This window comes from Methylobacterium sp. E-005 (assembly GCF_022829725.1).
Classification (GTDB): Bacteria; Pseudomonadota; Alphaproteobacteria; order Rhizobiales; family Beijerinckiaceae; genus Methylobacterium.
This window is the reverse complement of sequence record NZ_JAKSYG010000082.1, coordinates 1-26,431: the sequence shown is the minus strand read 5'-3', so window position 1 is coordinate 26,431 and position 26,431 is coordinate 1. Positions and strand designations below refer to the sequence as shown.

Genomic DNA, 26,431 nt, shown 5'->3' with positions numbered 1-26,431 from the left:
AACGTTTGAGGGGTGACAGATGAAACGGTTTTGGTTGCAGGTTTACTTGACCCGTAGGATTTCCCCTACCTTGGCTCTTTAACCGCTAAGCCGCCTCGCCAACCCTCTGCGCTGGGCCGCCCCCCCGCAGCCCCCCCCCCCCCCCCCCGCAGTCCCTCAAGGCGTGGCGTAAGAACGACCTTTACTTGGAATCGGCGTGTACAAGGGACCATATGGTTGCTCAACGCCGCCGCTTGGAGGCTGGGATCGGCGGCAATGGGCGCCAAGCCGAATGTCCGGTTTCTGGTGGGTCGCCGATCCCAGCCTCCAAGCGGCGGCGTTGATCAACCATATGGTCCCTTGTACACGCCGATTCCAAGTAAAGGTCGTTCTTACGCCACGCCTTGAGGGACTGCGGGGGGGGGGGGGCGGGTCTGCGGGCCGGCGGCCGATGGCAGCGGGTTGTCGAGGCGGCGTGGCGAGGGGCTGGGGAGGAACGCTGGCGCGGGGGGTGGGGGCCAGCCCGGCTGCTCTGTTTTCGGGGGGGCCCCGTCCCCCGCCCCCACGGGCGTGCGTTACACACCCATTTGGCCGCTGTAACCCGGCGATCCCCAGTGAAGGTTGTTTCTGCACCCGGGGTGGGGGGACGGGGGGGGGGGGGGGGCGGGGCTTCGGGGCGGCGGCCCAAGGCAGCAGGTTGTCGAGGCCGCTTAGCGAGTGAATAGCCACAGTACGGGCAATCACATCGGTCAAGTAAACCTGCAGCTCGAACACTTTCAGCTTTCACCTCTCGACCAGCGATACGACGACCACCCAGTGTCCGGCATTACCTGAGATTGCCCCTTTCTGGTGATCTTCTCTCGTTTTGCGTAAATCATGCGGCGACCTGAACGGCAGATGGGCGCTCTGCCCCACGACCGACTGTACCGCGGCTCGGGCCGGCTGACCCAACAGGGCTTTTCGATCGAGATTTGTGAGGCAAGTGTCTCGGCGGTACGCCTCGATCTCCTGATCCCCTGCGGCAGGCTGGTCGCAACAAAATGAGGTTGAAAAGCTTCCACACTCTCCTTGCAGACGCATAACGCCGTGCATAACATCCCTATTAGATCGCGTTGTAAGTCGTTGTTCGCACAGGATCTTGGAAAAGGGCGGCCCCTCCCGTAGGGCGCGCCAAGGTTTTCAAGCACTTAGCCCTAATCGTTGCCAGCGGTGTCCAGTTTCTGTCCCGTTCGGAGGCATGCACGACCTCGCAGCCGACTGGGCGCCATTGGCCCACGTGTCGCCTCCAGGCTACCGGCTGTCGATGGAGTGCGGCGCTTTGGCTTCAAAGAGCCTTCGATGCCGTCCGGCGCATGGGTCCGGAGATCGGAGTTGTTCCACGCTGGTGACCCGATCGCGCGGCGGTGGCGCACCAAAACGCGTCGATGGGGCTGCGGATGCGCGCGTGGGGCAAAGCGCAGTCATGCACATCGTGCGGCCTCGCTGGATGCAGGTATGACTTACCGTCCGGGGGCGCGTTCGGAGGCAGGGGCCGCTTGCCTCCGGGTTTCCAGTTCTGACAGCGGCGCGCACCATGGACGTGCTCCGCCGCGGAGCTTTATCGGACACGCGGCGAGCGATGACGGAGCCGTGCGACGCGTAGATCCGGTTCAAGGCCACATCGTGAATGTCGAAGAGGCCATTGAGCCGGGCCGTTCTGCACGCGCGTGAGACCGCCGGCGAGCCGCCTCGCGAGGAGTTGACCGGAGTTTATGAAGCCGCTTCGTATCTGGATCCGGCCACAATTCCCGCAAAGGAGCCGATGGGCTGGTTCTTGAATGCGCAAGCCACCTCGAACAACAGCCGCTATGCCGCTGACATCGTGCGATTTATGCCAACGTTCCGTGGCATCCGGTTTGCTGCGCGATCGGCAAGGATTATTGGCCGCTTGCACAAAACAGCCTGGATGGCCTCCGCGGCTGTACCGGTCGTAATGCATTTGTCGCCCGGAAATGAACCGGGAAAAACCGTTTTCCGCGACCGCTTCACTTCGAACCAAAACCAGCTGATCATCGCTCTGAATTGATGCCCAAGGCCTGTGGAGTAACGTGAACCCGACGACCGACATTCATTCGATGTCATCTTCCTGCGTCTCTAGGCTAGACTTATCGTCCAGCGTCAGATTTCTCGGTCGGCAGTTTCTTAAGTATTCTTGTAAACATTTTCGCCCACGTGCTCAAAGTATTGGCTCCGACGGGCGGCGTCCGTCTCATAAACGCAATATTATCATTAAGAGCTCAGCTTTCGGGTGATTATAAGCGTTGCCCTCGCTTCAGAATGATCAGGCCGATGCGGAATTCGCTAGCGGAAGCGGTGACGGCCGGACAGGCCACCGATCGAACGCCCCTGGCGTGCTTGGCCGCCGATGAGGCCAAGCTCGGTCGCATCAGGGCTCGCCGACATGAGGCTATTGATCAGCTCGTGCCTGCGATGATGCTGGCGAACATCGCCTGTGTAGGCCCCTTGACGCTGCTCTTGTGGCGGACTCAACCCATCGTGTTGCTCACGTGGTGCACGCTCATCGTTGCCCTCTGCACGGCGCGGTTGATCATGGCGATGCGCACAAACGGGCAACCGCCACGCCTCTATGCCTCGCCCCGTTCCGACCGGAAACGTGTGCGTCAGGCTGCCGTCATGGCGCTACTCTTCGCAAGCGTGCCGGCTTGGCTGCTGACGCAAACGACAGGAGCGGAGGTCACCTGCGTCATCTGCTTCGTCACCGGCCTGCTATGGGCCGGCGGTCTTATCCTCGCCCCCGTACTCCCCGCCGCCGTCACCTACGTTGGCCTCGTCAGCGGGCTCACCATCATGGGTTTACTCACGTCCGGGTTCGACGCGTACAACCTGTATGTCTCCTTCCTGTTCATCGCCGGAGGCACGACAGTCCTGGGTACGGCGAAGCGCCAGTCTGCGCTGTTCACCGCGAACCAGCGGCAGCAGGTCGCGCTGGAGGAGCAGGGGGCGACGATCGGGGTGCTCCTGAGGGACTATGAGGACCAGACCAGCGACTGGCTTTGGGAAACCAACGCCGATCTGAAGTATCAGAACCTGAGCCAGCGTTTCATACAGGCGCTCGACCGGCCCGCCGAACTCATTCAAGGCGCGGCTCTCGACCAGCCCCTGACCGATGACGCGGTCGCCGGCAACGCCGAGGCCAGGCGTACGCTCCTCAACCATATCACCGCACGGACGGCATTCCGTGATGTCGCCATCCCCTTCACCATCGCTGGAAGCCCGCGGTGGTGGGCGCTCTCAGGCCGGCCCTTCCAGGATGGTCAGGGCACGTTCCTCGGTTATCGTGGCGTGTGCGCCGACATCACCGTCGCCAAGCGGGCTGAGGCACGCCTCGCCTATCTCGCCCACCACGATGCGCTCACCGATCTGCCCAACCGTACATTGTTCTGCAACGGCCTTGACCACGTGCTCCAACGCGGCCGCGCCGGCCTGGCGGTGCTGAGCCTGGACCTCGATGGCTTCAAGGGCGTGAACGACCGCTATGGTCACCCCGCCGGGGATGCGCTGCTGATCGCCGTCGCGCAGCGGCTGCGCTCCGTGGTCGAGGGCGGTGATCAGATCGCCCGCTTCGGCGGTGACGAGTTCGTCATCCTGGACACGACCTACACCGATCAGGCCGACGTCGAGGCGCTGGCGCAGAACATCATCCGTGCCCTCAGTACCCCGTTCAGGATCGCCGGCGATGACGTGACGGTCGGCGTCAGCATCGGCATCGCCTTCGGCATGACGGATGGCGAAACGGCTGCGGCGCTCATCAAGAATGCCGACGCTGCGCTGTATCGCGCCAAAGGCGATGGGCGCGGCACCTTTCGGTTCTTCGCGCCGGACATGGATCGGCGTCTGCAGGAACGGCAGCGGCTCGTGCAAGACCTCCGTCTGGCGCTCGCCCATGAGGAATTGGTGCTGTACTACCAGGCCTATGTCAGCGCGACGACCGGTGAGGTCAGCGGCTGCGAGGCGCTGCTGCGCTGGCAACATCCTGAGCGCGGCATGGTCTCGCCTGCCGAGTTCATCTCGGTGGCCGAGCAGAGCGGCCTCATCATCCCGATCGGGGTCTGGGTTTTGGAGGAGGCCTGCCGTGAGGCGGTGCGCTGGCCAGGGGCGCAACGCGTATCGGTCAACATCTCGCCGGTCCAGTTCCGCAACCGCGAGCTGCCGCAAACGATCCTGACGGCGCTCACGCAAGCCGGTCTGTCGCCGTCGCGCCTCGAGATCGAGGTGACGGAGACCGTTCTGATCGACGATGTCGAGGCAGCGCTGGAGACGTTGAGGCAGATCCGAGCCCTCGGCGTTCGAGTCGCCCTCGACGATTTCGGGACCGGCTACTCGTCGCTCAGCTACCTGCGCAGCTTCCCGTTCGACAAGGTGAAGATCGATCGGTCCTTCGTACAGGAACTGCCGACGCGGCATGACAATCAGATCATCGTGCAGGCAATCCGCGACATGGCTCGGGGGCTCGGCATGACGGTGACGGCGGAAGGCGTCGAGACCTGCGAGCAGGCCGAGCGGTTGCGACAGAGCGGCTGCGAAGAGCTTCAGGGCTTCCTGTACAGCCGCCCCAAACCGGCCGACGAGCTGAGATTCGAAGAGGGTCGAATCTTAAGGTCATCGGACTCGACACATTGCACGGTCGTGGGGGCTTAGTTCAGGGGTTTGTTGCCCCTGACCGGACCGGCCGCTTCCCACCCAAAGGGGGCGATCTGCGACCGGCTCACGGACGTCGGGCGCGTCGATGGGCGCCGCTCCAGGGCATCGTCATTCGCGGTCCGGCGCCCTCAGAGTCCTCCGCCGTTCCGGCAACGATCGCAGCACGAGATCGCCTGTGATGCGCCCTGCGGGTTTGGCATTGTGTCTTCGTGTTTCTCGAGCATAGCGCCGCTGTGCTGAACGCAAGATCGTCCGGTAAAACTTCATGGAAATATAAGATCTCCCGGACAGAATTTGCCGCGGGAGTTTCACATGCGTGCGATTTTGACCTGCGTTACGCAGCAACATGATGAACAATTGCTGCTTTTAGCGGCGATTGTCTGTTGCGTCGGCATCTACGCCACCTCCGCCATCGCCTCCCACGCGGCCCGCTCCGAGGGTTCGGTGCGTAGAAAATGGGGCCTCGTCAGCATCGTTGCCGGTGGATGTACGGCCTGGGCGACGCACATGATTGCCCTGCTGGCTTTCCGACCCGGCATGGCCGCGGGCTTCGAGCCAATCCTCACGGCGGCGTCTCTGCTTTTGGTGATCAGTGGCATCGGCCTCGGCGTGGCGCTGTCCATCGGGAGCCATCGGCGCCAGCGTCGCTTCCTTGCGGGTGTGATCATCGGCCTGGGTGTGACAGCCCTCCATTACGTGGGACAGTCATCCTATCGTGTCACCGGACACGTCGCTTGGGACATGAGTGTTGTCCCCCCATCGATCATCATCAGCCTCGGCTTGTCGGGTTTGGCCCTGACCCTCGCCGGTGAGCGCGATCGCTTCGTGCGGCGCCTCGCGGCCCCCCTGCTCCTGCTGTCCATCGTCATTCTCCACCTCGGTGGCATGACCGCGATGACGCTGACCTTCGATCCGGCGGTGCCCTTACCGACCAGCGCGATTGCACCTTCGACGATCGCCCCCGTCATCGCCGCTGTATCCTTCGGATTGCTGACGCTCGCCTTCCTCGGGCTGCGCATGACCCTCAACGCAAGGGCGCAGATGCGCCGTGATCGCGAACGCCTGCGCGAGCTGGCCAGCGTCGCTCTCGAGGGACTGGCGGTGTGCGACGGAGAGCACGTCACCGCTGCCAATCGCAGCCTCGAGCAGCTGTCGGGCATGAGTCAGGCCGAGCTGATCGCCTGCAGCATCACGCGGCTTCTGCCCGGTCTTGTGGTGTCCGACCTTCCCGAACAGGAGGAGCGGGAGGCCGAACTCGTAGGCGCCGATGGTCAGTTCGTTCCCGTGCGCGTGCTGCGGAAAACCGTCTCGCTCGGTCATAAGCGCCAGACAGTCATCGCCTTTCGAGATCAGCGCGAACGTCTCCGCTCGGAAGCTCGGCTGCGCTCGTTGGCCTTCACCGATACCGTGACCGGCTTGCCGAACCGGGCGCAGTTCGGCGATCTGCTCGCCCACCGTGTCGCTTTGCGCGAGCAGGCCGGTGGCTTCGCCGTTCTGATGCTCGACCTCGATCGCTTCAAGTTCGTCAACGACACGCTGGGCCATGCGATGGGTGACGAACTGCTGCGCAAGGTCGCTGCTCGTCTGCGATCCGTCCTGGCTGCAGGGGATGTCGTTGCGCGTCTCGGCGGCGACGAGTTTGCCATCCTCCTGCTCGACAGCGCCGCCGTTTCGGCCCCCGAAGCCGTCGCTGCGCAGCTGGTTTCGGTGATCGATCGTGCCTTCCTTCTCGAGGGTCAGCTGATCCATGTCGGCGTGAGCGTCGGCATCGCCGTTGGCCGTCAGGATGGGCTTCAGGCAGACGACTTGATGCGCCACGCCGACCTGGCTCTGTACAAGGCAAAGGCGGACGGCAGGGGAACCTACAGGCTGTTCGAGCCGGCCCTGGCTACGCGAATGCTGATGCGCAGCCGGCTTGAAGCCGACATGCGCCGCGCCCTGAACGACGGTGAGTTCGAGCTGCATTATCAACCGCTCGTCGACGCGAAGACCGGAGAGGTCACGACGGCGGAAGCTCTGGTCCGCTGGCGCCATCCGGAGCACGGCCTCATCCCCCCGGCAGACTTCATTCCTCTCGCAGAGGAGACCGGCCTGATCGCCCAACTCGGTGCCTGGGTGCTCGGCACCGCCTGCACCCACGCCGCGGGGTGGCCGAGCACCATCAAGGTCGCAGTCAACCTGTCGCCGGTCCAGTTCCGCGACGATGGGCTCCCGGAGCTGGTCGCGTCCACCTTGAAGGCCTCCGGCCTCGCCGCCGACCGGCTGGAGCTCGAGATCACCGAGGGCGTGATGCTCGATGACGAAGCGCGGACCCTCGCCCTGCTTACAAAGCTCAAGGCGGTGGGCGTATCCCTCGCCATGGACGATTTCGGAACCGGCTACTCGTCACTCAGCTACCTGCGGCGCTTTCCCTTCTCGAAGATCAAGATCGATCGATCGTTCATCCGGATGCTCCCGGAAGACAGCGAGAGTGCCGCGATCGTCCGGGCCATCATCACCATGGGGGCGTGCCTCGGCATGGCGACGACGGTCGAAGGCGTTGAAACGGCCGAGCAATATGACTTCGTCGCCGCCGAACGGTGCGATCAGATTCAAGGCTATCACGTCAGCCGGCCATTGCCGTTCGCAGACTTCTTGACCTTCCTCAACCCTCCGAAGATGGCCGCCTGAACCACCCGGTGATCTGCCATCGAGCTTCTCGAGCAACGTCGAAAGACCGGGGGACGCGCGATCCAAGAGACCGTTGTCCGGCCGCCGGAGCATGACGGCTCAACCCTCGGCAGAGTCCAATCACGCTCCATCCCTGGACCACTATGCCCCCCGCACTGGTCCGCGCATCCAGGCGATCCCCGTGACCGCCCTCGTCGGCAGGGCCGCGGTGATCGCGCTGGCCACCTGGGATTCCCCCGCGCCATCACCGATGCACGCGCGTCGAAGACGCGCGATCGCGTCCAGACGGCGCAGGGGGCGCCGATGTGTTTCGAGGGTGAGGGGCATGCCGTCCCCCTGAACCGCGGCGCAGATCCCCCGTTCGTCGGAGCACCGGACGGCCGGGTCGCCGACTTGCCGGCGACCATACGCGCGGGCAGGCCGCCTTGAACGGCGACTATGGGATCTCGGCTTGCGTAGGGAATCGTCCGCTTCTTGGGATGTTCGACAGGGAAGCGGACAGCCGGAAAGCCAAACATCTGCGACGCTCGCGCAGGTCATCTGCGGGCTACCGGTTCTGGCCGTAAGCAGCGGATCCCTTTTGGAGTCGGCCAACAGGACAAGCGGACCGCCTGCCTCCGACCCATGCCAGCCGTCCGGGCCGCCCTCACCACTACCTCAAATCAGTCACTCAATCGCAGTTCGGCAATTCCCAATTGAGGTCACGGCCGTAAGAGTATCGCCAGGATTGAGATCCTGAGCACACGCATCGTGGCGATGCGGAGCTTGGCGGGGCCGCTATCCACCGCTTGGTAGCGGATCATCGCTCGCGCCACATAGGCCGGGGCGAGCAGGCTCGTTCGAGGCGCGCGCCCCTAGCGCTTTTTGCCCAGCTCGGCGGCGATGTCCTTCGTCATGCGGCCAACTTTGCGATGCGCCGCCGTCAGCTGATCCTGCGTGACGCCCCAGCGCTTCATCCAGAACTCGACAGCCTTGCGCTCTGACAGATCGAGTCGGTCCTTATCGATAAAGCCACGCTTGTCCTTGAGGCCGGCCATGGGGGTCCTGTTTGCTTGGGGATATCGGTCCGGGAAAAAGCTCACGACGGAGTGGGGCGCACGAGCATCGGTTGGTGCCGGCTAAGTTCTTCGCGCTCGCGTATCCAGGGGGGCAACGCCTCGTGGTCGTCGCTTATCGAACGACCGAAGCAACTACTCTCCGGCCTCTTTACGCTCGGCTTGGTATTTGAGCCACAGCGCATGCTCAACTTCAGCGCGCTTGAGACAGTCGGTCTCCTTCTCGTGCGTCAACCAAAGGACAACGCCGACCATCGTCGCCAAGACGAGCGGGCCGAGAAAAAGAACAATCATCTGTGCGAGCGTCAGGCTCACGCGCGCAGGGCTCCGAGCAGGCGTCTGGCCACCAGATGTAGTATACCTGCCAGGAGACTCCAACCAACCAGGAGAGCGCTGGCCGTAAGCGCGCTGGCGGTGCCCGAGAAGATCGCCACGGACGGGGAGATGCCGCCGACAGCCACGGAGGCGACCGCGACGCCGTTGACCCACATCGCTGTCAGCTTCGCCCGCTCATTGCGGATCAGCTTGGCGTCGTCGGGGCTGAGTGGCGGGATGTCGGTATCGGCCATACGGGGTAGCTCGGAGCAACCGAGGGGTTGAACAGGGGCTCGATCCGTGGGGTCATTTAGAACAAAACAGGAACAAAATCCAGGGTCGATCTCACTTTATCGGCGGTTTTGGCGCTATCATTTCCACTATGCGAGCGGTCGGCTGTCGGCGGTTATTGGCAGCGAAGGGGGCCGATGATGGGCGTGTGCCGATCCCTGGATGCGGTCGGCGGGGGCCTCAAGCCTTCTGATCCGCGTTGCGGGGACGACGGCTAGGCCAAATCCAGCTTCCCGTGCGCCTCGGCAGGCGTCATCTGCCGAATGACCTCTTCGGAATAGCCAAGCTCACGAAGCGCAGCCCGCTGCCGGTTCGTGATCATCAACGACACGGCAGGAGACGTCGCAGGCGTGGTGCCCATCACGTTCAACGCGGCGTCCTCGGCGTGGCCGACACGGTCGAAAAATGCGTCCTCTGTCCTAGCCTGATTGAGGAGCAGCCGGAGGTCGTCGTCAGTCCCCGCCATTCACGACCCTCATCGCTCCTCTGCCGCCCTTCGGAGTGCGCCGGATCAGCAACGGGACGGCGGTACGGCCCATCGTGACGAAGCAGCAGCCAGCCCGTCTGGGCTGTACAACAGCGCTGGACCTCGCCTACCGCCGCCCAGAATGGAAGCGGTGACGCCAGCCCTCATCGAGCCTGCGCTCCTCTGCGCTCTCCTCCGGGGCAGCTTCAAGCCGCAGCAGGATCATCGCGAAGCCATTCTGCTGCAGGTACACCTGCTCGTACAGGTCCGGTGCGCGGAGGTCGCGCTTCACATCGATCCAAAGATCGGAACTGCACGCGGCGATGTCGCTCGCGATGTTCGGCCGGTGGGGACTGGTGTGATAGAGCGAGCCCGTCGGGACCGGGCTGCCGACCGCGCAGATGATATCCGGAAACGAGAGGGCGCGGTAGCACCGCTGCACCCGGCCATTGCCCGCCACGACGATGGCGATCCGCTCAGGATGGTATTGTACGTAGGCCCGGGCCGCCGCCTCCTTGGCGACCGCGAAGTCGCGCGCGAGCACAAGAACGTGCTGCAGATTGGGCTCGCGAAAAGCCGCCATGGCTCCCCGCAGCAGGTGCGGGGGCATCAGCATGAGCGTAGCGAAGCGGTTGGCCTCGACCTCCCGGCGCTGCCGCTGATCGCCCTCCTTCGCTGTGACGCGGCGAAGGTCAGAGCTCCGGCACCTGAACCGGCCGGGGTGATCCGGTACGTGGTGCGCCATGAGGAAGTGGGCGAGTTCGTGCGCGATGGTGAAGCGGCGACGCGGTTCGCCCCCGCGCCTGGCGAGGATGGTGCCTTCGGACCGCTCCGCGTCGATGACGAGGCCCCCCTCGAACTCCTCACTGTCGAGGTCCTCGATCCGGAGGATGCCGAGTCTCGCGCACAGCTCCTGGATCGGCACAGGTACCGGAAGGTTCGGCTCGGCCTGTAGGATGCGTTTGACGAGCGCCTCCGGCGAGCCCGCACCTATGAGGTCCCTCCTGCTGATCGGCATCCGCGCAGTCCCATCCCATCCCTGAGCCGACACGTCAGGCCGGCACGCAGCCGCGATCCCGGGACGGGCCTACAGAAAGTTCGCGCGGGCGGTAAGCGGAACGGCCGCGTTTTGCGCCTGTCAGCGATTCGGTACGGTGTCGTCTGGTTGAAAGCTGCCTGTCCGCTTCGGTGCAGGAACGCGGAAAGGCGGACGGCTTCCCCGCGCCTCCTTGCGATCGGGACACGTCGTCTCGCGCGATGTGGCGGCGGGCGACGCCCGGGAGGAACACCATGGCCGCCGCAAAGCAGCGGCGAAAGCCCGGTCTTCGGACGTTACGCCTGTAACCTGATCGCCCACAGGCGAAACGCTGCGGTCATGCGCAGGGCACAAACCCCCGGCCAGGAGCAGACACCGGCTTTCACCGCCGAGCACGGAACCGTGCAGCGCGTGCGACCGGCCAGGACCTGCTCCGTCGCTGTCACGGGGCCCGCATGAAAATCCTCTTCGCCGCTACACCGGCCGCCGGCCACCTGAATCCGCTGCTGGCCATCGCGCGCATGGCCCTGGCGCGCGGCGACGCGGCGCTGGTGGCCACGGCTGGGTATCTCCGCCCGTCCGTCGAAAAGTCCGGCGCCCGCTTCCTGCCCCTCGCCGCCGGCGCTGACATCGACCTCACGCGGATCGAGGACGTGTTGCCCGAGCGCGCAAGTCTCCCCCCGGGCCCGGAACAGCTCCGCTACAATTTCGAGCGGATCTTCCTCGACCCGATGCCGCCGCAGGCCGAGACCCTGCGCAGGATCATCGCGTCCGAACGCCCCGATATCGTCGTCGTCGACGATCTGTTCTTCGGCGCGACGGCCCTGTTCCTGGACGCGGGGACGCCCCGGCCACCGATCGTCGCCTGCAGCATCACGATCATGGTGGCCGACAGGCCGGACGGGGCCCCGGCCATGATCGGGTTGCCGCCGGCACGCGACGAGGCCGCGCGCGCGGCATACGCGGCCATCGCAGTCGAAGCCGAACGTGTGTTCGGGGCGCCGGTCCGCGCCTACGCGGATGCCAAGCTCGCCGAGATGGGCCTGCCGCCGTTGCCGTGCGCGGTGCTGCACTCGCGCCATCTCATGGCTGACGCCTTCCTCCAGACGACGGTACCGGCGTTCGAGTACGATTTCGGGGATCTGCCCGACCATGTCCGGTTCGTCGGTGCCCTGCCGCCTCCGCCGAAGCAGGACGCCGCCTTGCCGGACTGGTGGGGCGAACTCGACGGGTCCAGGAAGGTCGTGCTCGTGACCCAGGGGACGGTCGCCAACGCCGATCTCGGCGAACTGATCGAGCCGACCCTATCGGCGCTCGGCGCGCGCGACGACCTGCTGGTGCTCGTCACCACCGGCCTCCGACCCATCGGGAACGTGCGCGGACCGATCCCGAAGAACGCGCGGCTTGCCGAGTTCCTCGATTTCGCGATGCTCCTGCCGAAGGTCGACGTGCTGGTCACCAATGGCGGTTACGGGACCGTGCAGCTGGCCCTTCAAGCCGGCGTCCCGATCGTGGCGGCGGGGCGCACCGAGGACAAGGCCGAGGTCGGCGCCCGGGTGGCGTGGTCGGGCGTCGGCATCGAGATCCCGTCGCAGCGGCCAGAGGCGCGAGACCTGCGCGCGGCGGTCGATCGGGTCCTGATCGAGCCGTCCTTCGCCGAGCGCGCGCGGGCGATCGCGGCGGATATGGCGGCGATCGATACGCCGGCGGTGATCCTGGGAACGCTGGACCGCCTCGTCGCCGGATCCAAGGCGCCCTGATCCGTTCCGAGAGTCCCGGCTCCGCGGGACATCGTCTCACAGCCTGACGGAGGCACGCCGGCCACGCCGAAGCGGCCATCGAAGGGCTGTGAGCCCGCCAGGGCCGGACCGCGGCCCGTTCGGGACCCGGCATCCTGGTACGTGGCCTTCTCCACGAACCGATGGTGCTACGGTTGCATGGGCGGCGACGGGCCGCCCCGTTTGCCCGAAGGTCGAGCCGAAGCGCCCGGAGACGGCCCCGCGGCATCCGGCGGCAAGTCCACCGTCGACCGTCCGTCCACACACTCGCAGCGACGGTTGACGCCGGCCCTCAACCGATGCGTCTCTGCTTCAAGGCCGGTTCGTCTCGACGATCAGCAAGCCGCGCGTCTTGCCGGAGGCGCTATCCGGCGTCGCGACCGCGCGCCACAGGCGCTCGCTGCTGACCAGAAAAGGGCGGTAGTCGCCGTTGACATCCCCGACGAAGACCAAGTCCGCGTCCGGCAGATATCCGAGGATCGGCGAGAAATGCCCGGCCCCGCGCCCGAAGAGCGGCCCGCGATGGAAATTGACGATCAGCCGCCTGTCCGGGTCGTTGCCGCTCGTCATCAGAGCGCGGAACGCGGGCAAGGCGAGATCGCGCACGACCTGGACCGGATGGTCGAGCCGGCGTCGGATCAGGTCGGCCAACTCATCCAGCGTCAGCCCGTTCACAAGCACGCCGAACCAGGGCTGGAACGCCGTCCCGCGGAGCACGTCGGCCTGTGAAAAGTCGACGCCGAGGGAGCGGAGCAGGTTCGCCACCGTGGCCGGGCCGCAGAAGCTTGGATTGCTCTGATATTCGTAAGGCCGCCTTCGGTACGCCGCGGCCACCGGCAGGGTCCAGGCTTGTGCCAGCAGCGCAGGATCATGGAAGTCCGGCCGCGTCTCGATCGATGGGACGGACGCGTAGGTGTTCGGTCTGAGGAGGCGCGGCCCGACGCTGGCCGCGCCGGCCAATCCCGCCAGGAGTACGGCCGGTCCGAGGAGGGCCGCCGGATGGCGCCTCCAGAACCGGCCTCGACGTCCCCGTTCGGCACTCATGCGGATGAATCCCGATCCATGGGGGATGGCACCCGGCCGCTAGGGGCCAGCGCGAGGGCGAACAGGCGCAGGACGGCACGCGCGCCGCGCACGGGCTGAACGGCGACGACCCGCGCCTCCCCGGACGTCGCAGCCCGCACCACGGCTTCCGAGGCGATGCAGTCGCAGGCCGTCGTGCGGGTCATCTGCTCCAGACGGCGGGCGACGTTGACGGTATCGCCCACCACGGTGAACTCGACGCGCTCCGCCCCGATGGCGCCGACGAAGACCGGACCGCGATGGAGGCCGATCCCGATGCGGACCGGTGGCAGACCGGCCCGCGCCCGCCCGCGACTCCAGGCCAGCATCGCGGCGGCCAGAGCGCGGGCCGCCGCGACGGCGCGATCCGTATCGTCGGCCCCCGCGTGGGGGATGCCGAAGACGGCCATGACCTCATCACCCACGAACTTGTCGACGAGGCCGCCCGCCGCCTCCACCGCCCCCGCGGCGCGATGCCGGAATTCGGCGAGGAAGGCCGCGACCTCGCCCGGCGACAGGGTTTCGCAGAGGCGGGTGAAGTCGCGGATGTCGGCGAACAGCACCGTCGCCTCCTGCTCCCAGCCGGCGCGCAGGGTGACGGCGTCGGTCTCGGCGACCAAGCGGGCCACCGCCGGGGCCGCCAGACGCGCGAGGTTGTCCCGGTGTCGCGTCACGATCCGCGCGGCGGAGCGCAGGCGCCGCACCTGCAGCGCGAGGGACGTCAGGGCAAGCCCGGCGAGGCCGAGGGTGACGGGCTCCGAGCCGGTCGCGGATGCGAGCCCCATCAGCAGCGGTGCCGGCGCCGCGGCGAGGAGCGCGTGGCCCCAGGCCGCGGCCACACGGTTGCGGCGGACGGCCGGATCCGCCCCGGCCCGGCGGCGCCGCCGGCCGAGCCGGCAAGCTGGATTCGCCGCCGCGGGGCTGGCTTCCGGGAGGACCATCGCCGACATCAGCAGCCCGAGCAGATGCGGGCGATGATGCGCTGCGCCCGGAGGTGTTCGCGCTCGACCGTGAGCGAGCGGACGTCCTGGCGCGTCCAGGAGGGGAGCGCGCGCGACCGTGCGACGGGGCTCGGCACGTCGGGCTGCGCGAAGCGTGGGACCGGTTGCGACCGCACGGCTGTCGGAGCCGCGAGGGTCAGCAGAAGGGCGCCCGCCGCGGCGCCGGCAAGGGTTTGTGCCCGCTTGAGAACCATGATCGTATGCTCCGGTGTGGGGAGCTTCAGGATTGGGTTCTCGGGATTGCATGGTGATTGCAGTAAATCGGAAGCGTATGACATTAGAAATTTAGATTGATTGATAAAATCGACAAATTCAGTCGTGATATCAGTCCACTGGCTGAAAACAATGGCCCGATGCTGGGGCGGCACCCGGTCCAGCGGTCTGGGTGCCGTCGCGTGCGCCGATGGGACCGCGGCCGGTTCCGCGGCGCCTCCGGTTGGAGCCGAGGCTCGATCAGGTGGCGACGTGCAGCGGACCGATGCGCCGGATGCCGCTATGGCCGTGGAGAACCGGCATCCCGCCCGTCAGGCGCAGGCCCGGAGCAAGGCGCGTCAGGGCGCCCAGGCCCTCCTCCAGTTCGACCCGGGCCAGGGCCTCGCCGATGCACCGGTGTGCGCCGCCGCCGAAGATCGGATGCAGGCGCGGGAGGTCGTCCCGGCGGATGTCGAACGTGTCGGGGTCCCGAAAGGCCGCCTCGTCCCGCAGCGCCGACAGCGTCGAGAGCATGATCATGCTGCCCGCCGGCACGATGGTTCCGTCGAGATCGATCGCCTCCCGGGCGACCCGCCCCGCGGAGCCGACGCTCGGCTCGTAGCGCAGGGACTCCGCCACGGCGGCCGGGATCAGACCCGGATCGCGGCGCAGCGCCGCCCATTGCTCCGGATGCTGCAGCAGCAGCGCCGCCTGCAGGGCGCCGGCGACCCGGGTCGTGTCGGTGCCGCCGATGATCAACTGCACGAGCTGGACGATCACCTCGTCGGAGGTGAGATCGCCCGCCGCCCCGGCCTCCGCGAGGAAGCGCGACAGGAAATCGTCGCGCGGCGCCGACCGGCGCGCGTCGAGGATCGCGCGCACGTAATCCTGCAGCGCGACCGCCGCCGCTTCGAGGTCCGGGATGTCCTCCGGTTCGAAGGTGAAGCTCAGCACCCGCGAGACGTCGTAGGCGAGCTGCGTGAAGCGGGGGATGTCGTCGTGCGGCAGACCGAGGATGTCGGCGATGGTCTGGGCCGGGATCAGGGCGGTGTAGCGCGCGACGAGGTCGACCTCCCCGTCCGGCAGCCAATCCCGGACGAGGCTTTCCGCGGCCGCGCGGATCCGGGGGCGCAGCCCTTCGATCATCCGGGCCGCGAAGGTCCGGGTGAAGGGCGAGCGGCGCCGGCGATGGACCGCCCCGTTGGCGGTGAGCATCCCGTGCGCGAAGATGTCGAACAGCCGGCCCTCCGGGATCCCGCGCGTCTCGGGGTAGAGCGTCTCCGTCGCCTGGGCGCGGGAATCGCGCATCAGCCGGTCGACGTCCCCGGCCCGGAGGACGACGAAGCCCGCGACCTCGTGGCCGATGACGGGCAGCCTGGGGCGCCACGTGCGGAATGTCCCGTGCGGATCGGCCTCCAGCTCGGCCACCGTCAGCGTCGGGACGCCCTCCGGCAGCCGGGGCACGCCGGCATCGCGCGTCGTCTCTTCGGTTCCGTCCATGTCCAAGCCTCGCTGCTGTGATGCGCGAGAAGTCTCGGGCGCCCGGGCTACACGCTGATTTCGTCGGTCCGGCCGATGGTTACAGCTATAATATTCGGCGCGCCCGGGCGACCGAATTGTGCGGACGAACACCTCTGGTGCGCCATCTTGCATGTGTCGGGCGCCCTGAAATCGTACTGTAATCTGCCACGCCGAGAACGGCTCCGCGTCACGGGAGACATCCTCATGCGGGCGGAGCAGGCGGACCACGACCTCTTCGAGACGTTGCTGAGGCGCGCGATCACCGAATGCGTGATCGAACGCCTGGATCACGGGAGCCCCGGCGCGACGGACCTCGTCACGCGCCTGCGGCGCTACGCGTGGCGGGCGGGCCAGGAGCAGCTGAGCCCCCAGACCCTCCAGGTCATCGCGTCGGCGCGGCGCCTCCTGGGCGACCGGCCGGGGACGCAGCGCGAGTCCTGACCCGGACGCGCGGCGTCGGGCGGCCGTCATCCGGGAGGCCGTCCCGGACCAGCGCACCATCCGGCCTCGTACAGCCGGACGCGCGTGCGCCGCCTAGCGGCTCCGGGCCTTCAGGCCCACGTCCAGGAACCGCGCGATCATCGCGTTGACCTGATCGGCCACCTCGATCGTGCTGAAATGCCCCGCGAGCAGCGTCTTGGCGGTCACGAGCTGCGGGCAGAGCTCGCGCAGCCGGTCGAGATTCCGCGCCGCCTCGACCAGGGGCACGTCCGCCGAGATGTACGCCATGGGGATCCGGCAGGCGCGCGCGGCCGGGACGGGGTCGTGATGCTGGATCATGCTGCGCAGGGCCGCATAGGCCACGTGCTGCGGGGTCCGCTCCGCCGGGCCGCGGATGAACGTGTCGAACAGCACCTGCCGCCGCGCCGGATGGTCGTAGTCGCACCCGATCGCCCAGGCCATGTCGCGCACGACATTCCGGTAGTCCGGGCCGGCCACCCCCGCCAGCAGGCCCTCGATCTCGGCGCTGCCCGCCGCGTCGGGCGAGGGCAGGACGATCGTGTCGATCATGACGAGGCCGGCGGCGAGCCCGGGATGGCGGCCGCAGAGTTCCAGGGCTACCGCGCCGCCGAGGCTGTGACCGATGACGATCGGCTTCGCCAGACCCAGGGTCCGGCACTGCCACGCGATGTCGTCGGCGAAGCCCTCCATCGTGTAGGCGCCTGCGGGCGCGTCGCTGGCGCCGTGGCCCCGCAGGTTGACCGCCACGACACGGCGCGTCCGGGAGAAGTGCGCGATCTGCGGCGTGAAGATGCCGTGATCGCCGGTCCAGCCGTTGATCAGGAGCAGGGGATGCCCCTGGGGCGTGACGGGTCCGGCCTCGATATGGGCGAGCCGGGTGCCGTCGCGGGTCAGGTGGACGGGCTGCCACGGGGGCGGGTCGAAGATCATACGGGTTCTCCGTGTTGTCGGGTGGGGGAGCGGGACGGGGCCGGACGGCCGGCCGGGCGTGCGAGGCCGGCGAAGGCCGCGATCGCCGCGAGGCCGCCACCGAGCATCACGGCGGCCATCGACAGGGCGGAACGCCCGTCGAAGAACCGGGCGACGAGATCGCTGCCGAGGGCCGCACCGACCATCTGCAGGCCGATCGCGACGGCGCCGGCGGTGCCGGCGGCCTCAGGAGCCGCCTCCGTGGCGCCGTGCAGGGCGTTCGGCGAGACGAGGCCAAAGGCCAGGCCCGTGCCGGCCATCGCGGCGATCACCGGCGCCGCCGCGGGTGGGCAGGCCAGGGCATCGACGAGGAGCAGCGCTGCCAGCAGGGTCGCCCCGGCGAGCCCGGCGCCGATCACCCGGGCGGGACTGATGCCCCGGGCGGCGAGGCGGCCGTTCAGGGCGGCGCCGGCCATCACCGACAGGGCGCTCGCCCCGAAGACGAGTCCGTAGGCCGACGGGCTGAACCCGAGGGCGTCGACGAACACCAGCGCGGAGCCCGTGATGTAGGCGAAGACCCCGCCCGCCGCCGCGGCGTTGCAGAGGGCGTGACCGAGGAAATCGCGACGCGCGAGGATTCCCCGATAGACGCGCAGGATCCCGGCCGGCTCGGAGCCCGGGGCCCGGTGCAGGGTTTCCGCGACCCGCGGGATCAGGGCCAGGACCGTCAGGGCGGCTGCCAGCGGTGCGACGTGGATCAGGCGCCAGCCGCCGAGACCCATCAGGCCGGCCCCCAGCGTCGGGGCGACCATCGGCATGACGTTGATGGTCAGGACGATGAACGACATCCGGGCGCGCGCCGCCTCCCCGGCGAACAGGTCGCGCACCATCGCGAGGACCGCCATGCCGGGACCGGCCGCGCCGATCCCCTGGAGGGCCCGGAACAGCAGAAGTTGCGGCAGGGTCCGCGCCGCGGCGCAGCCGAGGCTGCCGCCGATCAGGAGGAGGCAGCCGCAGATGATCGCCGGCCGGCGTCCGAGCCGGTCCGAGACCGGCCCGTAGACCAGGAGCGCGGCCCCGAGGCCGAGCAGGTAGGCCGCCATGGCCGCGCCCATCGCGGCGGCCGGGACGTGCAGGGCCGCCGCCGTCTCCGACAGGCTCGGCAGGATCATGTCGATCCCGAAGGTCGGGAGCGCCGCGAGCAGCCCGAGCAGCGCCGAGAAGACCCGCGAGTCGGGGCGGATGCGGGGCTGCGCCGGCCCGGCGGCCATCCCCCTCAGGCCCAAAGCCGGCCTCCGTCGCGGGACGCGGCATCCCGGTGCGCGGCGACCATCGCGCCGATCTCGCGGACGAGCCCGCCCGCCTCGATGTCGGCCCGCACGGCGGCGCCGAGGGTCCCGGCGGCCGTGCGGAAGCCGGGCTCCGCCAGGAGCCGCTGGATCGCGGCCGCGATCTCGCCCAGGCTCGCCGCGCCGGGCAGGCGCAGGCCGGCGCCGCGCAGCGCGATCCGGGCGGCGTTGTCGGCCTGGTCGCGGGCGAGCGGGATCACCAGCAGCGGCACGCCGTGCAGCAGCGTGCGGCTGACGGTGCCGTGGCCACCCTGGCAGATGACCAGGTCGGCTCCGGCCATGAGCGTTTCGTGAGAGGCGGTCGCCACGACCCGGATGGTGTCGGGGGCGTCCAGGTCCCCGGCCTCGACGTTCGGGCCGGTGGTCACGATGGTCTCCGCCGCGACTGTCCCGACGGCGCGTACGATCCGCCGGAGGAGGTCGGTCTGGTTCTGGGCCCCGGTGCTGCCGGCGACGAGGATGCGCGGCCGGCCCGACCCGGACCACGCGGTCCGGGCCCCCCGCGACCAGACCGGCTCGTCGAGCAGCGGGCCGATGTAGCGGTAATTGGCGGGGAGCATCGCCGCGTCGAAGTCGAAGGCCCGGCTGATCGCCAGGAGGACCCGCTCGGCCCGCTCGAAATGCGCGAAGGCGGTGGCGACCGGCGGGAGCCCGAAGGCGCGCCGTGCGGCGTTGAGCGCCGGCCGGCCGCTCTCCATCGCCGAGACGATCGCGTCGGTCGCGGCGTTCACCGCGACCCGTTCCGCCTCGGTTCGCGGCGGCGTCAGGCCGCTCGCGGCGGGGGGCATGCCGGGCAGCGGACGGATGCTGATATGCGGCGACAGGATTGCGTGCGGGATGCCGGCCGCCTCGGCGGCCAGGGCACACCCGACCAGCAGGTCGATACCGAGGACCGCGTCGGTCGGCCGCCGCCGGATCTCGTCGAGCGTGTCCGCGGCGTAGGCCCCCGCCGGGGCGAACATGGCGAGGCGCAGCCAGTTGGCGAGATCCGAGAAATCGGCCGGATCGGCAGCAATCCCGGTGGGAGCCCGGCGCCACCCCGAGAACGGGAAGCCCGCTGCCTCGACCTCGCCGCCCATGGCGGGATCGGCCATGATGCGCGGACGGTGTCCCACCCGGCGCAGTTGCCGGGCGGCGGTGAGAACGGGGCTGAGATTGCCCGTGGTTCCCCACGAGATGCATAAGATGTCGAGCGACATGGTGGCTTTCCCAGTCTGATCGCGCGGTATCGCGGTGTGATGGGGGGCTTTGCCGTCGCGGATCCGCGGAACGGCTGCAGCGTGCCGGCTCGGACAGGGCGTGAGCCGGACGAAGGGCGACCGGCGCTCGATCGAGGGCGCTATCGGCCGAAGGTGACACCGGTTCGGCGCAAGAGAGCGCGTCGACACCAAGGCTTCGCGTTGTGCGCGTTGCTATCGGGCACGGCTCTAGAGCGGAGTCTTCCTGTTCAGGTCGTGCAGAAAATCGATGTAATCGGGATGGATATTGTGGAGGCAGCCACCATAGGCGAAGCTGGCCACCACCCCCTCGAGCCATCCGCGTACAAGGCCGTTGCCGGCCGTTCGGCAGGCCGGGGATATATCCGGACCGGCCGTTTCACGCGGGAACAGGCCGCGCCTGGATCCGAAGAGTCGAAAGCCTCTGCGGCGGAGCGTGCGTTGCTCGGTCATCGCGGCACCTGCCATGTTCGCCACTCGAATTGAGCACGATGACTGTGATGCTCCCAAATTACGCTGCCATGTCGGCGCGCCTGACCTTCTGTTACAACGGTAATAGATCCGGATTGAGCTTGCGAAGCGAAGCCATGTCTGGTGCGAATGCTTACGCTGTGTCGCCCCGCACAATATGGAGGGCGCAATCTTTTAGGGGGCGTGATACCAATCATGGCGTGCAAGGCCCGACGTCCGGACACGCCTTGATAGGTATCCGGGGCGGGCCGGCGACGGAGGCGGCGGCCTGCCGGGGATGATCGCCCCGGCTTGATAGGCCCCCCGGTTCCCGAGCCGGCCCACCGAGATCGTGCCGTCGCGGCGGGCTGCCGCGGGATGGAGTTGGCGATGATCGAACCCAGTCTGGGCCGGGGTCAGGGTCGAAGCGCGCGGGCCGGTACGACGCGCATCCTGCTCATCGAGGACGATGCGGGGATGCAGCGCATCGTCTCCGACCATTTCGCCGACCACGATGTCGACGTCACCGCGGCGACCGACCGGCGGGAGGCGGAGCGGCGGCTCGCCGAGGACGCGTTCGACCTCGTGGTGCTCGACCTGCGCCTCGGTTCGGAGAACGGCCTCGATCTGCTGCGCGATCTGCGCGCCAAGAGCGACCTGCCGGTGATCATCACCACCGGTCATCGCCGGGACGAGATCGACCGGGTGATCGGCCTCGAACTCGGCGCGGACGATTACATCGTCAAACCCTACGGCCTGCGCGAGCTGCTGGCGCGGGTCCGGGTCATCCTGCGGCGGGCCGAGGTCGCGCCCGCTCCGGCGCGGGTTCAGGACTCCCATCGCAGCCGCTTCGACGGCTGGGTGCTCGACCGGCGCCGCCGGCGCCTGACCGATCCCGCCGGCGCGGACGTCGCCCTCAGCAAGGGCGAGTACGCGCTGCTGGTCGCCTTCCTCGATGCCCCCCAGCGTCCGTTGAGCCGCGAGCAGCTCCTGCAGGCCACGCGCGTCCACGAGGACGTGTTCGACCGCAGCATCGACGTGCAGATCCTGCGGCTGCGCCGCAAGCTGGAGGCGGATCCGAGCGCGCCGCGCCTGATCGTGACCGAGCGCGGCATCGGCTACGTCTTCGCCGTGCCCGTCGAGAAGCTGTGACCGTGCCGCCGCCGCGCTCGGGCCGCTCAGGCGGGGCGGCCCTCGCCGCCGCCCTCGTCGGCAGCGCCCTCGCCATCCTGCCGCCGGTCGCCGGGGAAGGTCCGCCCGGGCGGACCCTGCCGGCCGAGGCCGTGGACGCCCAGGACGTCATCACCCCGATCCCGGCCAGCCTCGGGGCGGATCCGGACCGGGTCGCCCTGGGCCGGATGCTGTTCTCCGACACGAGGCTGTCGCGCGGGGGGGACCGGGCCTGCATCACCTGCCACGACATCCGCAGCAACGGCGCGAGCGCGGTTGCCCGCAACCTCACCACGGACGGCACGCCGCTGCCGCGCAACACGCCCACGGCCTTCAACGCGGCGCTGAGCTTCCGCCTGGGCTGGGCGGGCGATATTCCGAGCCTGCCGGACCAGGCCGAGATCGCCCTGACGCACCCGGAATTCCTGGGCGGATCCTGGCCGCGCATCCTCGCGGTGATCCGCGCCGACCCGGCGCTCGACGGCCCGTTTTGGGCGGCCTACGGCCGGGATGCCGACCGGGCGGCGGTGATCGACGCGATCAACAGCTTCGAGCGCAGCCTGCTCACCCCCGACAGCCGCTTCGACCGGTGGCTGCGCGGCGACACCCACGCGCTCACCGGGGCGGAGCGGGCGGGCTACGCCCTGTTCCAGGGCATCGGCTGCGCGGCCTGCCACCAGGGCGTCAACGTCGGCGGCAACCTGTTCGAGAAGGTCGGGATCTTCGTCACGATCCCCAACAGGGCCGCCGAGGTGCTGCGGGTGCCGAGCCTGCGCAACGTCGCGGTCACGGCGCCCTACTTCGACGATGGCGGCGTCGCCACGTTGCCTGAGGCGGTCCGGCTGATGGCCCGGGCGCAGCTCGGCCGGGAGCTGACCGACGCGCAGGCCGCCTCGATCGTGGCGTTCCTCGGCACGCTCACCGGCTCCTACGAGGGGCGGCCCCTGACGGCGCCCGCCGCGCCGCAGCCATGAGGTTGACTGCACAGGCCGCCATCCTCGGCGCGTTGCTGGCCGCGCTGCTCACGTGGCTGATGATCAACGGCAAGGGCGAGATGGACGCCGCCTATGTCCGGACCCAGCGCACCGTCGACGCCATCGCCCTGGCCGAGTCGCGGATGCAGCACGACGTGCTCCGGGCACGGACCGGGCTCCTGCGCAACTACGATCCGATCGTCGCCCATCTCCGGGAGATGCAGGCGGCGCTATCCGGGCTGCAGGCCGCCAGCGGACCGGACGACGGCGCGATGCGGGCCCTGGCCGAGGCGGTGACCCGGGAGGCGCAGATGGTCGAGCGCTTCAAGACCGGCAATGCCCTCGTCCAGAACTCGATCGCCTATTTCGATTCCCTCAGCGATCGGCTCTCCGAGCCGGATATCGATCCCCGGCTCGCCCGCGCGGTCGCCGCCCTGCAGATCCGGGTCTCGGAACTCGCCCGCGACGCGAGCCCCAACCGCCTGAGCGACATCCGCGGCCGGCTCGATGCCCTGGCGGCGGGGGCGTCGTCGAACCGGGGTGCGGACATCGCCGCCATCGTCCTGCACGGGCGCCAGCTCCTGGAACTGCTGCCGCAGGTCGACACCGTCACGCGTTCCCTGCCGGACGCATCGAGCGAGGTGGCGCGCCAAGACCTGCTGGAGGCTCGCCGGACCCTGCGGGATCAGCGGCAGGCCCGCGCGGACGGATTCCGTCTGGCCCTCTACGCGGCCGCCCTGTGCCTGGTGGCCCTGGTGGTGCGCGTGGGCCTGCTGATGCGGGCCGGGACCCTCGTCCTGCGCCGGACGATCGCCTTCCAATCCGTCGTGGCGCAGGCCGCCAACCACTTCTCGGCCAGCCAGCCCGACGAGATCGCCGCGCGCATCGTCGACGTCATGGCGATGGTGGGCACGGGGGCCTGCACCGACCATTGCTACATCCTGATGCTCGACGAGACCGACACGGTGCATCTGTGGAACCGATCGGGGCTGCCGGAGCCCAGCGGGTGGCCGCGCGCGCAGCGCCGCCTGGTCCCCGACATCATCGCCGTGGCGGAGGACTACATCTTCGTCGAGACGGCGGACGCGATCGGGCCTCCGGCCCTCGTTCGCCCCCTGGCGGAGCGTGGGGTCGCGACGTTCACCTGCGCGCGCCTGCGGCGGGGGGGACGCATCGTCGGGGTGCTGTGCTTCGAGCGCACCATCAGCGTCCTGCCGCCCTGGATGCGGCACTCGCGCGGGCTGTTGCGCGTCGTGGCCGAGAGCTTCAGCGCGGCGCTGGAGCGCCAGCACGTCTGGGCCGAGCGTCGCGAGATCGAGGCGACCCTCCGGCGCGCGCAGCGGCTCGAAGCGATCGGGATCTTCGCCAGCGGCGTGGCGCACAACATCAACAACGTGCTCAACGTCATGCTCGGCCACGCCGAGATTGCCGCCGATGCCCTGCCGGTCGATCCGGGACGGGCGGCGGAGCATATCGGGTTGCTGGTCCAGGCGGGCGGCCGGGCCCACGAGATCGCGGGGCAGATCCTCGATTACGGGCGGCGGGGCTGCGCGACGCAGGCCACGAGCGACGTCGACGCGATCGTGGCCGAGACGGTCGACCTGATCCGAACATCGACCGCCGACCCGACCGCGATCCGCTTGACCGGGACCGCGGACGGCGCTGTCGTGGACGGCGAGCCGGCGCAGCTTCAGCAGGTGATCCACAACCTGATCCGCAACGCGATCCAGGCCTCCGAGCCGGGCGCAGCGGTCGACGTGCAGCTCGAACGCATCCGATTGCCGGGGCGGCGGACCCTGTCTCACGGCGAGTTGCCGTCCGGCGCCTACGCCCGCATCCGCGTGTCCGACACGGGCCGCGGGATGGACGAGGCCACGCGCGCCCGGATCTTCGAGCCGTTCTTCACCACCCGCCCGGCCGGGACCGGTCTCGGGCTCGCCACGGCCTTCGAGTTCGTCGAAGAGCAGGCCGGCGCGTTCGACGTCCGAAGCGCGCCGGGCGTCGGCAGCGCGTTCGAGGTGTGGCTACCTGCACACCCGGAGGTCGCGCCCGGCGTTGCGGCCGCCGGCGGCACCGTGATGATCGTCGGAGCCGCCCGCTCCGCCTTGCAGGACGATGAGGAGACCCTCGCGGCCCTGGGTTACGAGCCGATCGGCTACACGGACCCGGACGCGGCCCTGGCCGCCCTGCGGGCTGAGCCGGGACGCTTCGATCTGCTGATTGTCGAGAACCGGCCGTCAGAGTCTCTGGGGCTCACGTTTGCCCGCCGCGCAGCCCGTATCGCGGATCGTCCCATCGTGCTCTCCCTCTCGGCCGCAGACTTGGTGCGACCGGAAGTTCTCTCGGCGATTCCGATCGTCGACGTTGCGCACCGACCCTGGCGGTCCAACGCGCTCGGGCTCACGCTCCGACGCCACCTGGGCACGGAGGCGCGAAGCGCGCCACCTCGACGCAAGGTCGCCGAGGATCGCGCGGCGACGCAGTCGGACAGCGTCAGGCTCCGTGGCGGCTCAGGAACTGCCGCCCGAGCAAAGCCCGCACCTGCACCTTGAGCAGGCTTCCGGTGCCGCGAGAGCGCGTGTTCGGACTTGGCAAACGCGCGACCCGTGATCCGGCTTGTTCATTTTCTCCGCGCTCGATCCGTCCTTGGGGTGATCGACGAGGAGCAGGCCGCCGGGCTCATGTGCGCGGCGACGCCGCTGCTGCGCCTCTGGGGATTCCGCACGCCGGCGCACCCGTCTCGGGGCCGCCCGATCTGGGTCCCGTTCGGCCTCGGGCTGCGCGCGGAGCGCACGGGTTCGGGCTTGACCTGGACCGATCCCGCCGAGCGCGCTGGAGGATGGCTACCGCGCCGCCCTCGAACGGCTCACCGGGGACGGTGCGCGGGTGAACTACACGGGGCTCCGCCCGGACTGGGGCGCGATCTCGGCCTCAGGTGCGGACGGGCAATGCGGGCGGCCCGCGCGTCGATGCCCCGGGCAACCTGATCGGGGTGGTGAGTGCGAAGCTGAACGCCCTGAAGGTGATGGTGGCCACGAATGGCGACATCCCGCAGAACGTGAGCTTTGCGATCAAGGGTTCGCTCGCAGGGGCGTTCCCGGAAAGCAACGGTGTGGCCGACGCGGCCGGGACCGACACCAGGGCCCTGGCGCCAGCCGATCCGGCCGAGCACGCGAAGGCCCTCCGCGCCTTTGTGGTCTGCCGGTAGCGCGCGGGGGCTGAGGGATCGCCCAACCGATCGCGGCCGGCGATGCCGCGCCCGGCGAAGCGCACCCCGTCCCGTCGTCCGGGACATTCCGCCAACGGACCGCACGGGTCACCTGATCCCGGCCGGTTGGCGGTAGCGCCGGCGCGCGCGGCCCCATCGTCGAGGCGGCCCGATATGCCGAATCCTCCCAAGTCATTTTCTTTTATTGCCCGCACAAGATCGGGATCAAACTACGAATGGTGTGGCTTCGGAGGCACAAGCAGAGGTCCTCGTAAATCGCCCGGTGCACGACGGGGATTAAACACGACTCCGTGATTTGTATGCAATCGGCGATGCGGCATCAGTCAGATCGGCGAACCTGACAAAAGCAGGGCGCGGTCTTGAGATTTGGCTGGGGGAATACATGCACGCCTTGCGAGGCAGCCTGATCGCGTCCGTGGCAATGCTGCCCGGACTGGCACAGGCACAGCAATCGGTCACCTTGGGTGAAATCAGTGTTGTCTCGACGTCGCCGGTCGGGGCCGGCGGCGGCAATTCGAGCGGCGCCCAGAACCTGAACACCCTCGGCCAGATCGTGCCGACCGCCCCCGCCGGGCCGGTCCGCCTGCGCGGCTCCGAGCAGCCG

Annotated in this window: 22 protein-coding genes; 10 read left to right on the top strand and 12 right to left on the bottom strand. The window is 68.7% G+C overall.

Going from position 1 to position 26,431, the window contains the following annotated elements:
• The first annotated feature begins 1,660 nt into the window (after nucleotides 1-1,660).
• The 3 genes from MKK88_RS09465 to MKK88_RS09455 all read left to right on the top strand — a co-directional run bounded on the left by MKK88_RS09465 (nucleotide 1,661) and on the right by MKK88_RS09455 (nucleotide 7,350).
• Nucleotides 1,661-2,044 (top strand): hypothetical protein, encoded by a 384-nt coding sequence (locus MKK88_RS09465; RefSeq protein WP_243999024.1) that lies wholly within the window; start codon nucleotides 1,661-1,663, stop codon nucleotides 2,042-2,044.
• A 263-nt stretch (nucleotides 2,045-2,307) separates the two neighbouring features.
• A complete protein-coding gene (locus MKK88_RS09460) occupies nucleotides 2,308-4,677 on the top strand; it encodes a putative bifunctional diguanylate cyclase/phosphodiesterase (RefSeq protein ID WP_243999022.1) in 2,370 nt (789 codons plus the stop codon).
• 315 nt (nucleotides 4,678-4,992) lie between these two features.
• Nucleotides 4,993-7,350, top strand: a complete 2,358-nt coding sequence (locus tag MKK88_RS09455) for an EAL domain-containing protein (protein ID WP_243999020.1) — start codon at nucleotides 4,993-4,995, stop codon at nucleotides 7,348-7,350.
• Nucleotides 7,351-8,204: 854 nt separating this feature from the next.
• Here the strand turns inward: MKK88_RS09455 and MKK88_RS09450 are convergent.
• The 5 genes from MKK88_RS09450 to MKK88_RS09430 all read right to left on the bottom strand — a co-directional run bounded on the left by MKK88_RS09450 (nucleotide 8,205) and on the right by MKK88_RS09430 (nucleotide 10,495).
• Nucleotides 8,205-8,387 (bottom strand): DUF3606 domain-containing protein, encoded by a 183-nt coding sequence (locus MKK88_RS09450; protein ID WP_003600567.1) that lies wholly within the window; start codon nucleotides 8,385-8,387, stop codon nucleotides 8,205-8,207.
• A 153-nt stretch (nucleotides 8,388-8,540) separates the two neighbouring features.
• A complete protein-coding gene (locus MKK88_RS09445) occupies nucleotides 8,541-8,720 on the bottom strand; it encodes a hypothetical protein (RefSeq protein WP_243999017.1) in 180 nt (59 codons plus the stop codon).
• Nucleotides 8,717-8,974, bottom strand: coding sequence for an amino acid transporter (locus MKK88_RS09440; RefSeq protein WP_243999015.1), 258 nt, complete (start codon nucleotides 8,972-8,974; stop codon nucleotides 8,717-8,719). Before MKK88_RS09440 ends, MKK88_RS09445 begins: the two co-directional genes overlap by 4 nt.
• A gap of 251 nt (nucleotides 8,975-9,225) precedes the next feature.
• Complete coding sequence (locus MKK88_RS09435; RefSeq protein WP_243999013.1) at nucleotides 9,226-9,477, bottom strand: hypothetical protein; 252 nt, start codon at nucleotides 9,475-9,477, stop codon at nucleotides 9,226-9,228.
• Nucleotides 9,478-9,604: 127 nt separating this feature from the next.
• Entirely contained in the window at nucleotides 9,605-10,495 is an 891-nt protein-coding gene (locus MKK88_RS09430) for an ImmA/IrrE family metallo-endopeptidase (RefSeq protein ID WP_243999011.1), read from the bottom strand.
• Between the two features lie 473 nt (nucleotides 10,496-10,968).
• Here MKK88_RS09430 and MKK88_RS09425 point away from each other — a divergent pair, with 473 nt between their 5' ends.
• A complete protein-coding gene (locus tag MKK88_RS09425) occupies nucleotides 10,969-12,273 on the top strand; it encodes a glycosyltransferase (protein ID WP_243999009.1) in 1,305 nt (434 codons plus the stop codon).
• A 330-nt stretch (nucleotides 12,274-12,603) separates the two neighbouring features.
• On the opposite strand, the gene MKK88_RS09420 is transcribed toward MKK88_RS09425, so the two are convergent.
• The 4 genes from MKK88_RS09420 to MKK88_RS09405 form a co-directional block, all read right to left on the bottom strand.
• Entirely contained in the window at nucleotides 12,604-13,251 is a 648-nt protein-coding gene (locus MKK88_RS09420; protein ID WP_243999007.1) for a phytochelatin synthase family protein, read from the bottom strand.
• An 80-nt stretch (nucleotides 13,252-13,331) separates the two neighbouring features.
• Entirely contained in the window at nucleotides 13,332-14,294 is a 963-nt protein-coding gene (locus tag MKK88_RS09415) for an adenylate/guanylate cyclase domain-containing protein (protein WP_243999005.1), read from the bottom strand.
• A gap of 8 nt (nucleotides 14,295-14,302) precedes the next feature.
• Nucleotides 14,303-14,548: a hypothetical protein gene (locus MKK88_RS09410; protein WP_243999003.1), complete on the bottom strand. Its 246-nt coding sequence runs from the start codon at nucleotides 14,546-14,548 to the stop codon at nucleotides 14,303-14,305.
• 259 nt (nucleotides 14,549-14,807) lie between these two features.
• On the bottom strand, nucleotides 14,808-16,046 hold the full coding sequence (locus MKK88_RS09405) for a cytochrome P450 (RefSeq protein ID WP_243999001.1): 1,239 nt from the start codon (nucleotides 16,044-16,046) through the stop codon (nucleotides 14,808-14,810).
• A gap of 225 nt (nucleotides 16,047-16,271) precedes the next feature.
• Here MKK88_RS09405 and MKK88_RS09400 point away from each other — a divergent pair, with 225 nt between their 5' ends.
• Nucleotides 16,272-16,508: a hypothetical protein gene (locus tag MKK88_RS09400; RefSeq protein ID WP_243998999.1), complete on the top strand. Its 237-nt coding sequence runs from the start codon at nucleotides 16,272-16,274 to the stop codon at nucleotides 16,506-16,508.
• Between the two features lie 93 nt (nucleotides 16,509-16,601).
• On the opposite strand, the gene MKK88_RS09395 is transcribed toward MKK88_RS09400, so the two are convergent.
• From MKK88_RS09395 to MKK88_RS09385, 3 genes are read right to left on the bottom strand one after another with little or no spacing between them, the layout of a single operon-like run.
• Nucleotides 16,602-17,459, bottom strand: coding sequence for an alpha/beta fold hydrolase (locus tag MKK88_RS09395; protein WP_243998997.1), 858 nt, complete (start codon nucleotides 17,457-17,459; stop codon nucleotides 16,602-16,604).
• Nucleotides 17,456-18,709 (bottom strand): Bcr/CflA family efflux MFS transporter, encoded by a 1,254-nt coding sequence (locus tag MKK88_RS09390; RefSeq protein WP_243998995.1) that lies wholly within the window; start codon nucleotides 18,707-18,709, stop codon nucleotides 17,456-17,458. Before MKK88_RS09390 ends, MKK88_RS09395 begins: the two co-directional genes overlap by 4 nt.
• A gap of 5 nt (nucleotides 18,710-18,714) precedes the next feature.
• Nucleotides 18,715-19,986, bottom strand: coding sequence for a glycosyltransferase (locus MKK88_RS09385; protein ID WP_243998993.1), 1,272 nt, complete (start codon nucleotides 19,984-19,986; stop codon nucleotides 18,715-18,717).
• A gap of 858 nt (nucleotides 19,987-20,844) precedes the next feature.
• Between MKK88_RS09385 and MKK88_RS09380 the strand changes: the two genes are divergently transcribed.
• From MKK88_RS09380 to MKK88_RS09360, 5 genes are all read left to right on the top strand, one after another.
• A complete protein-coding gene (locus MKK88_RS09380) occupies nucleotides 20,845-21,606 on the top strand; it encodes a response regulator (protein WP_243998990.1) in 762 nt (253 codons plus the stop codon).
• The gene (locus MKK88_RS09375) at nucleotides 21,603-22,598 is read left to right on the top strand and encodes a cytochrome-c peroxidase (protein ID WP_243998988.1); all 996 of its coding nucleotides are present in this window, start codon (nucleotides 21,603-21,605) and stop codon (nucleotides 22,596-22,598) included. Before MKK88_RS09380 ends, MKK88_RS09375 begins: the two co-directional genes overlap by 4 nt.
• Complete coding sequence (locus MKK88_RS09370; protein WP_243998985.1) at nucleotides 22,595-25,150, top strand: two-component system VirA-like sensor kinase; 2,556 nt, start codon at nucleotides 22,595-22,597, stop codon at nucleotides 25,148-25,150. The genes MKK88_RS09375 and MKK88_RS09370 overlap by 4 nt, the downstream gene beginning before the upstream one ends.
• 383 nt (nucleotides 25,151-25,533) lie before the next feature.
• Entirely contained in the window at nucleotides 25,534-25,806 is a 273-nt protein-coding gene (locus tag MKK88_RS09365) for a hypothetical protein (RefSeq protein WP_243998984.1), read from the top strand.
• Between the two features lie 403 nt (nucleotides 25,807-26,209).
• A partial coding sequence (locus MKK88_RS09360) for a hypothetical protein (protein ID WP_243998983.1) occupies nucleotides 26,210-26,431 on the top strand: 222 nt, incomplete at its 3' end.

Excerpts from the sequence above, each read along its gene's own strand:
- MKK88_RS09400 (WP_243998999.1), top strand. The coding sequence starts at position 16,272 with ATGCGGGCGGAGCAGGCGGACCACGACCTCTTCGAGACGTTGCTGAGG.
- MKK88_RS09405 (WP_243999001.1), bottom strand. The coding sequence starts at position 16,046 with ATGGACGGAACCGAAGAGACGACGCGCGATGCCGGCGTGCCCCGGCTG.
- MKK88_RS09415 (WP_243999005.1), bottom strand. The coding sequence starts at position 14,294 with ATGGTCCTCCCGGAAGCCAGCCCCGCGGCGGCGAATCCAGCTTGCCGG.
- MKK88_RS09450 (WP_003600567.1), bottom strand. The coding sequence starts at position 8,387 with ATGGCCGGCCTCAAGGACAAGCGTGGCTTTATCGATAAGGACCGACTC.
- MKK88_RS09440 (WP_243999015.1), bottom strand. The coding sequence starts at position 8,974 with ATGGCCGATACCGACATCCCGCCACTCAGCCCCGACGACGCCAAGCTG.
- MKK88_RS09385 (WP_243998993.1), bottom strand. The coding sequence starts at position 19,986 with ATGTCGCTCGACATCTTATGCATCTCGTGGGGAACCACGGGCAATCTC.
- MKK88_RS09390 (WP_243998995.1), bottom strand. The coding sequence starts at position 18,709 with ATGGCCGCCGGGCCGGCGCAGCCCCGCATCCGCCCCGACTCGCGGGTC.
- MKK88_RS09410 (WP_243999003.1), bottom strand. The coding sequence starts at position 14,548 with ATGGTTCTCAAGCGGGCACAAACCCTTGCCGGCGCCGCGGCGGGCGCC.
- MKK88_RS09430 (WP_243999011.1), bottom strand. The coding sequence starts at position 10,495 with ATGCCGATCAGCAGGAGGGACCTCATAGGTGCGGGCTCGCCGGAGGCG.
- MKK88_RS09460 (WP_243999022.1), top strand. The coding sequence starts at position 2,308 with ATGCGGAATTCGCTAGCGGAAGCGGTGACGGCCGGACAGGCCACCGAT.
- MKK88_RS09395 (WP_243998997.1), bottom strand. The coding sequence starts at position 17,459 with ATGATCTTCGACCCGCCCCCGTGGCAGCCCGTCCACCTGACCCGCGAC.
- MKK88_RS09370 (WP_243998985.1), top strand. The coding sequence starts at position 22,595 with ATGAGGTTGACTGCACAGGCCGCCATCCTCGGCGCGTTGCTGGCCGCG.
- MKK88_RS09455 (WP_243999020.1), top strand. The coding sequence starts at position 4,993 with ATGCGTGCGATTTTGACCTGCGTTACGCAGCAACATGATGAACAATTG.
- MKK88_RS09425 (WP_243999009.1), top strand. The coding sequence starts at position 10,969 with ATGAAAATCCTCTTCGCCGCTACACCGGCCGCCGGCCACCTGAATCCG.
- MKK88_RS09435 (WP_243999013.1), bottom strand. The coding sequence starts at position 9,477 with ATGGCGGGGACTGACGACGACCTCCGGCTGCTCCTCAATCAGGCTAGG.
- MKK88_RS09380 (WP_243998990.1), top strand. The coding sequence starts at position 20,845 with ATGATCGAACCCAGTCTGGGCCGGGGTCAGGGTCGAAGCGCGCGGGCC.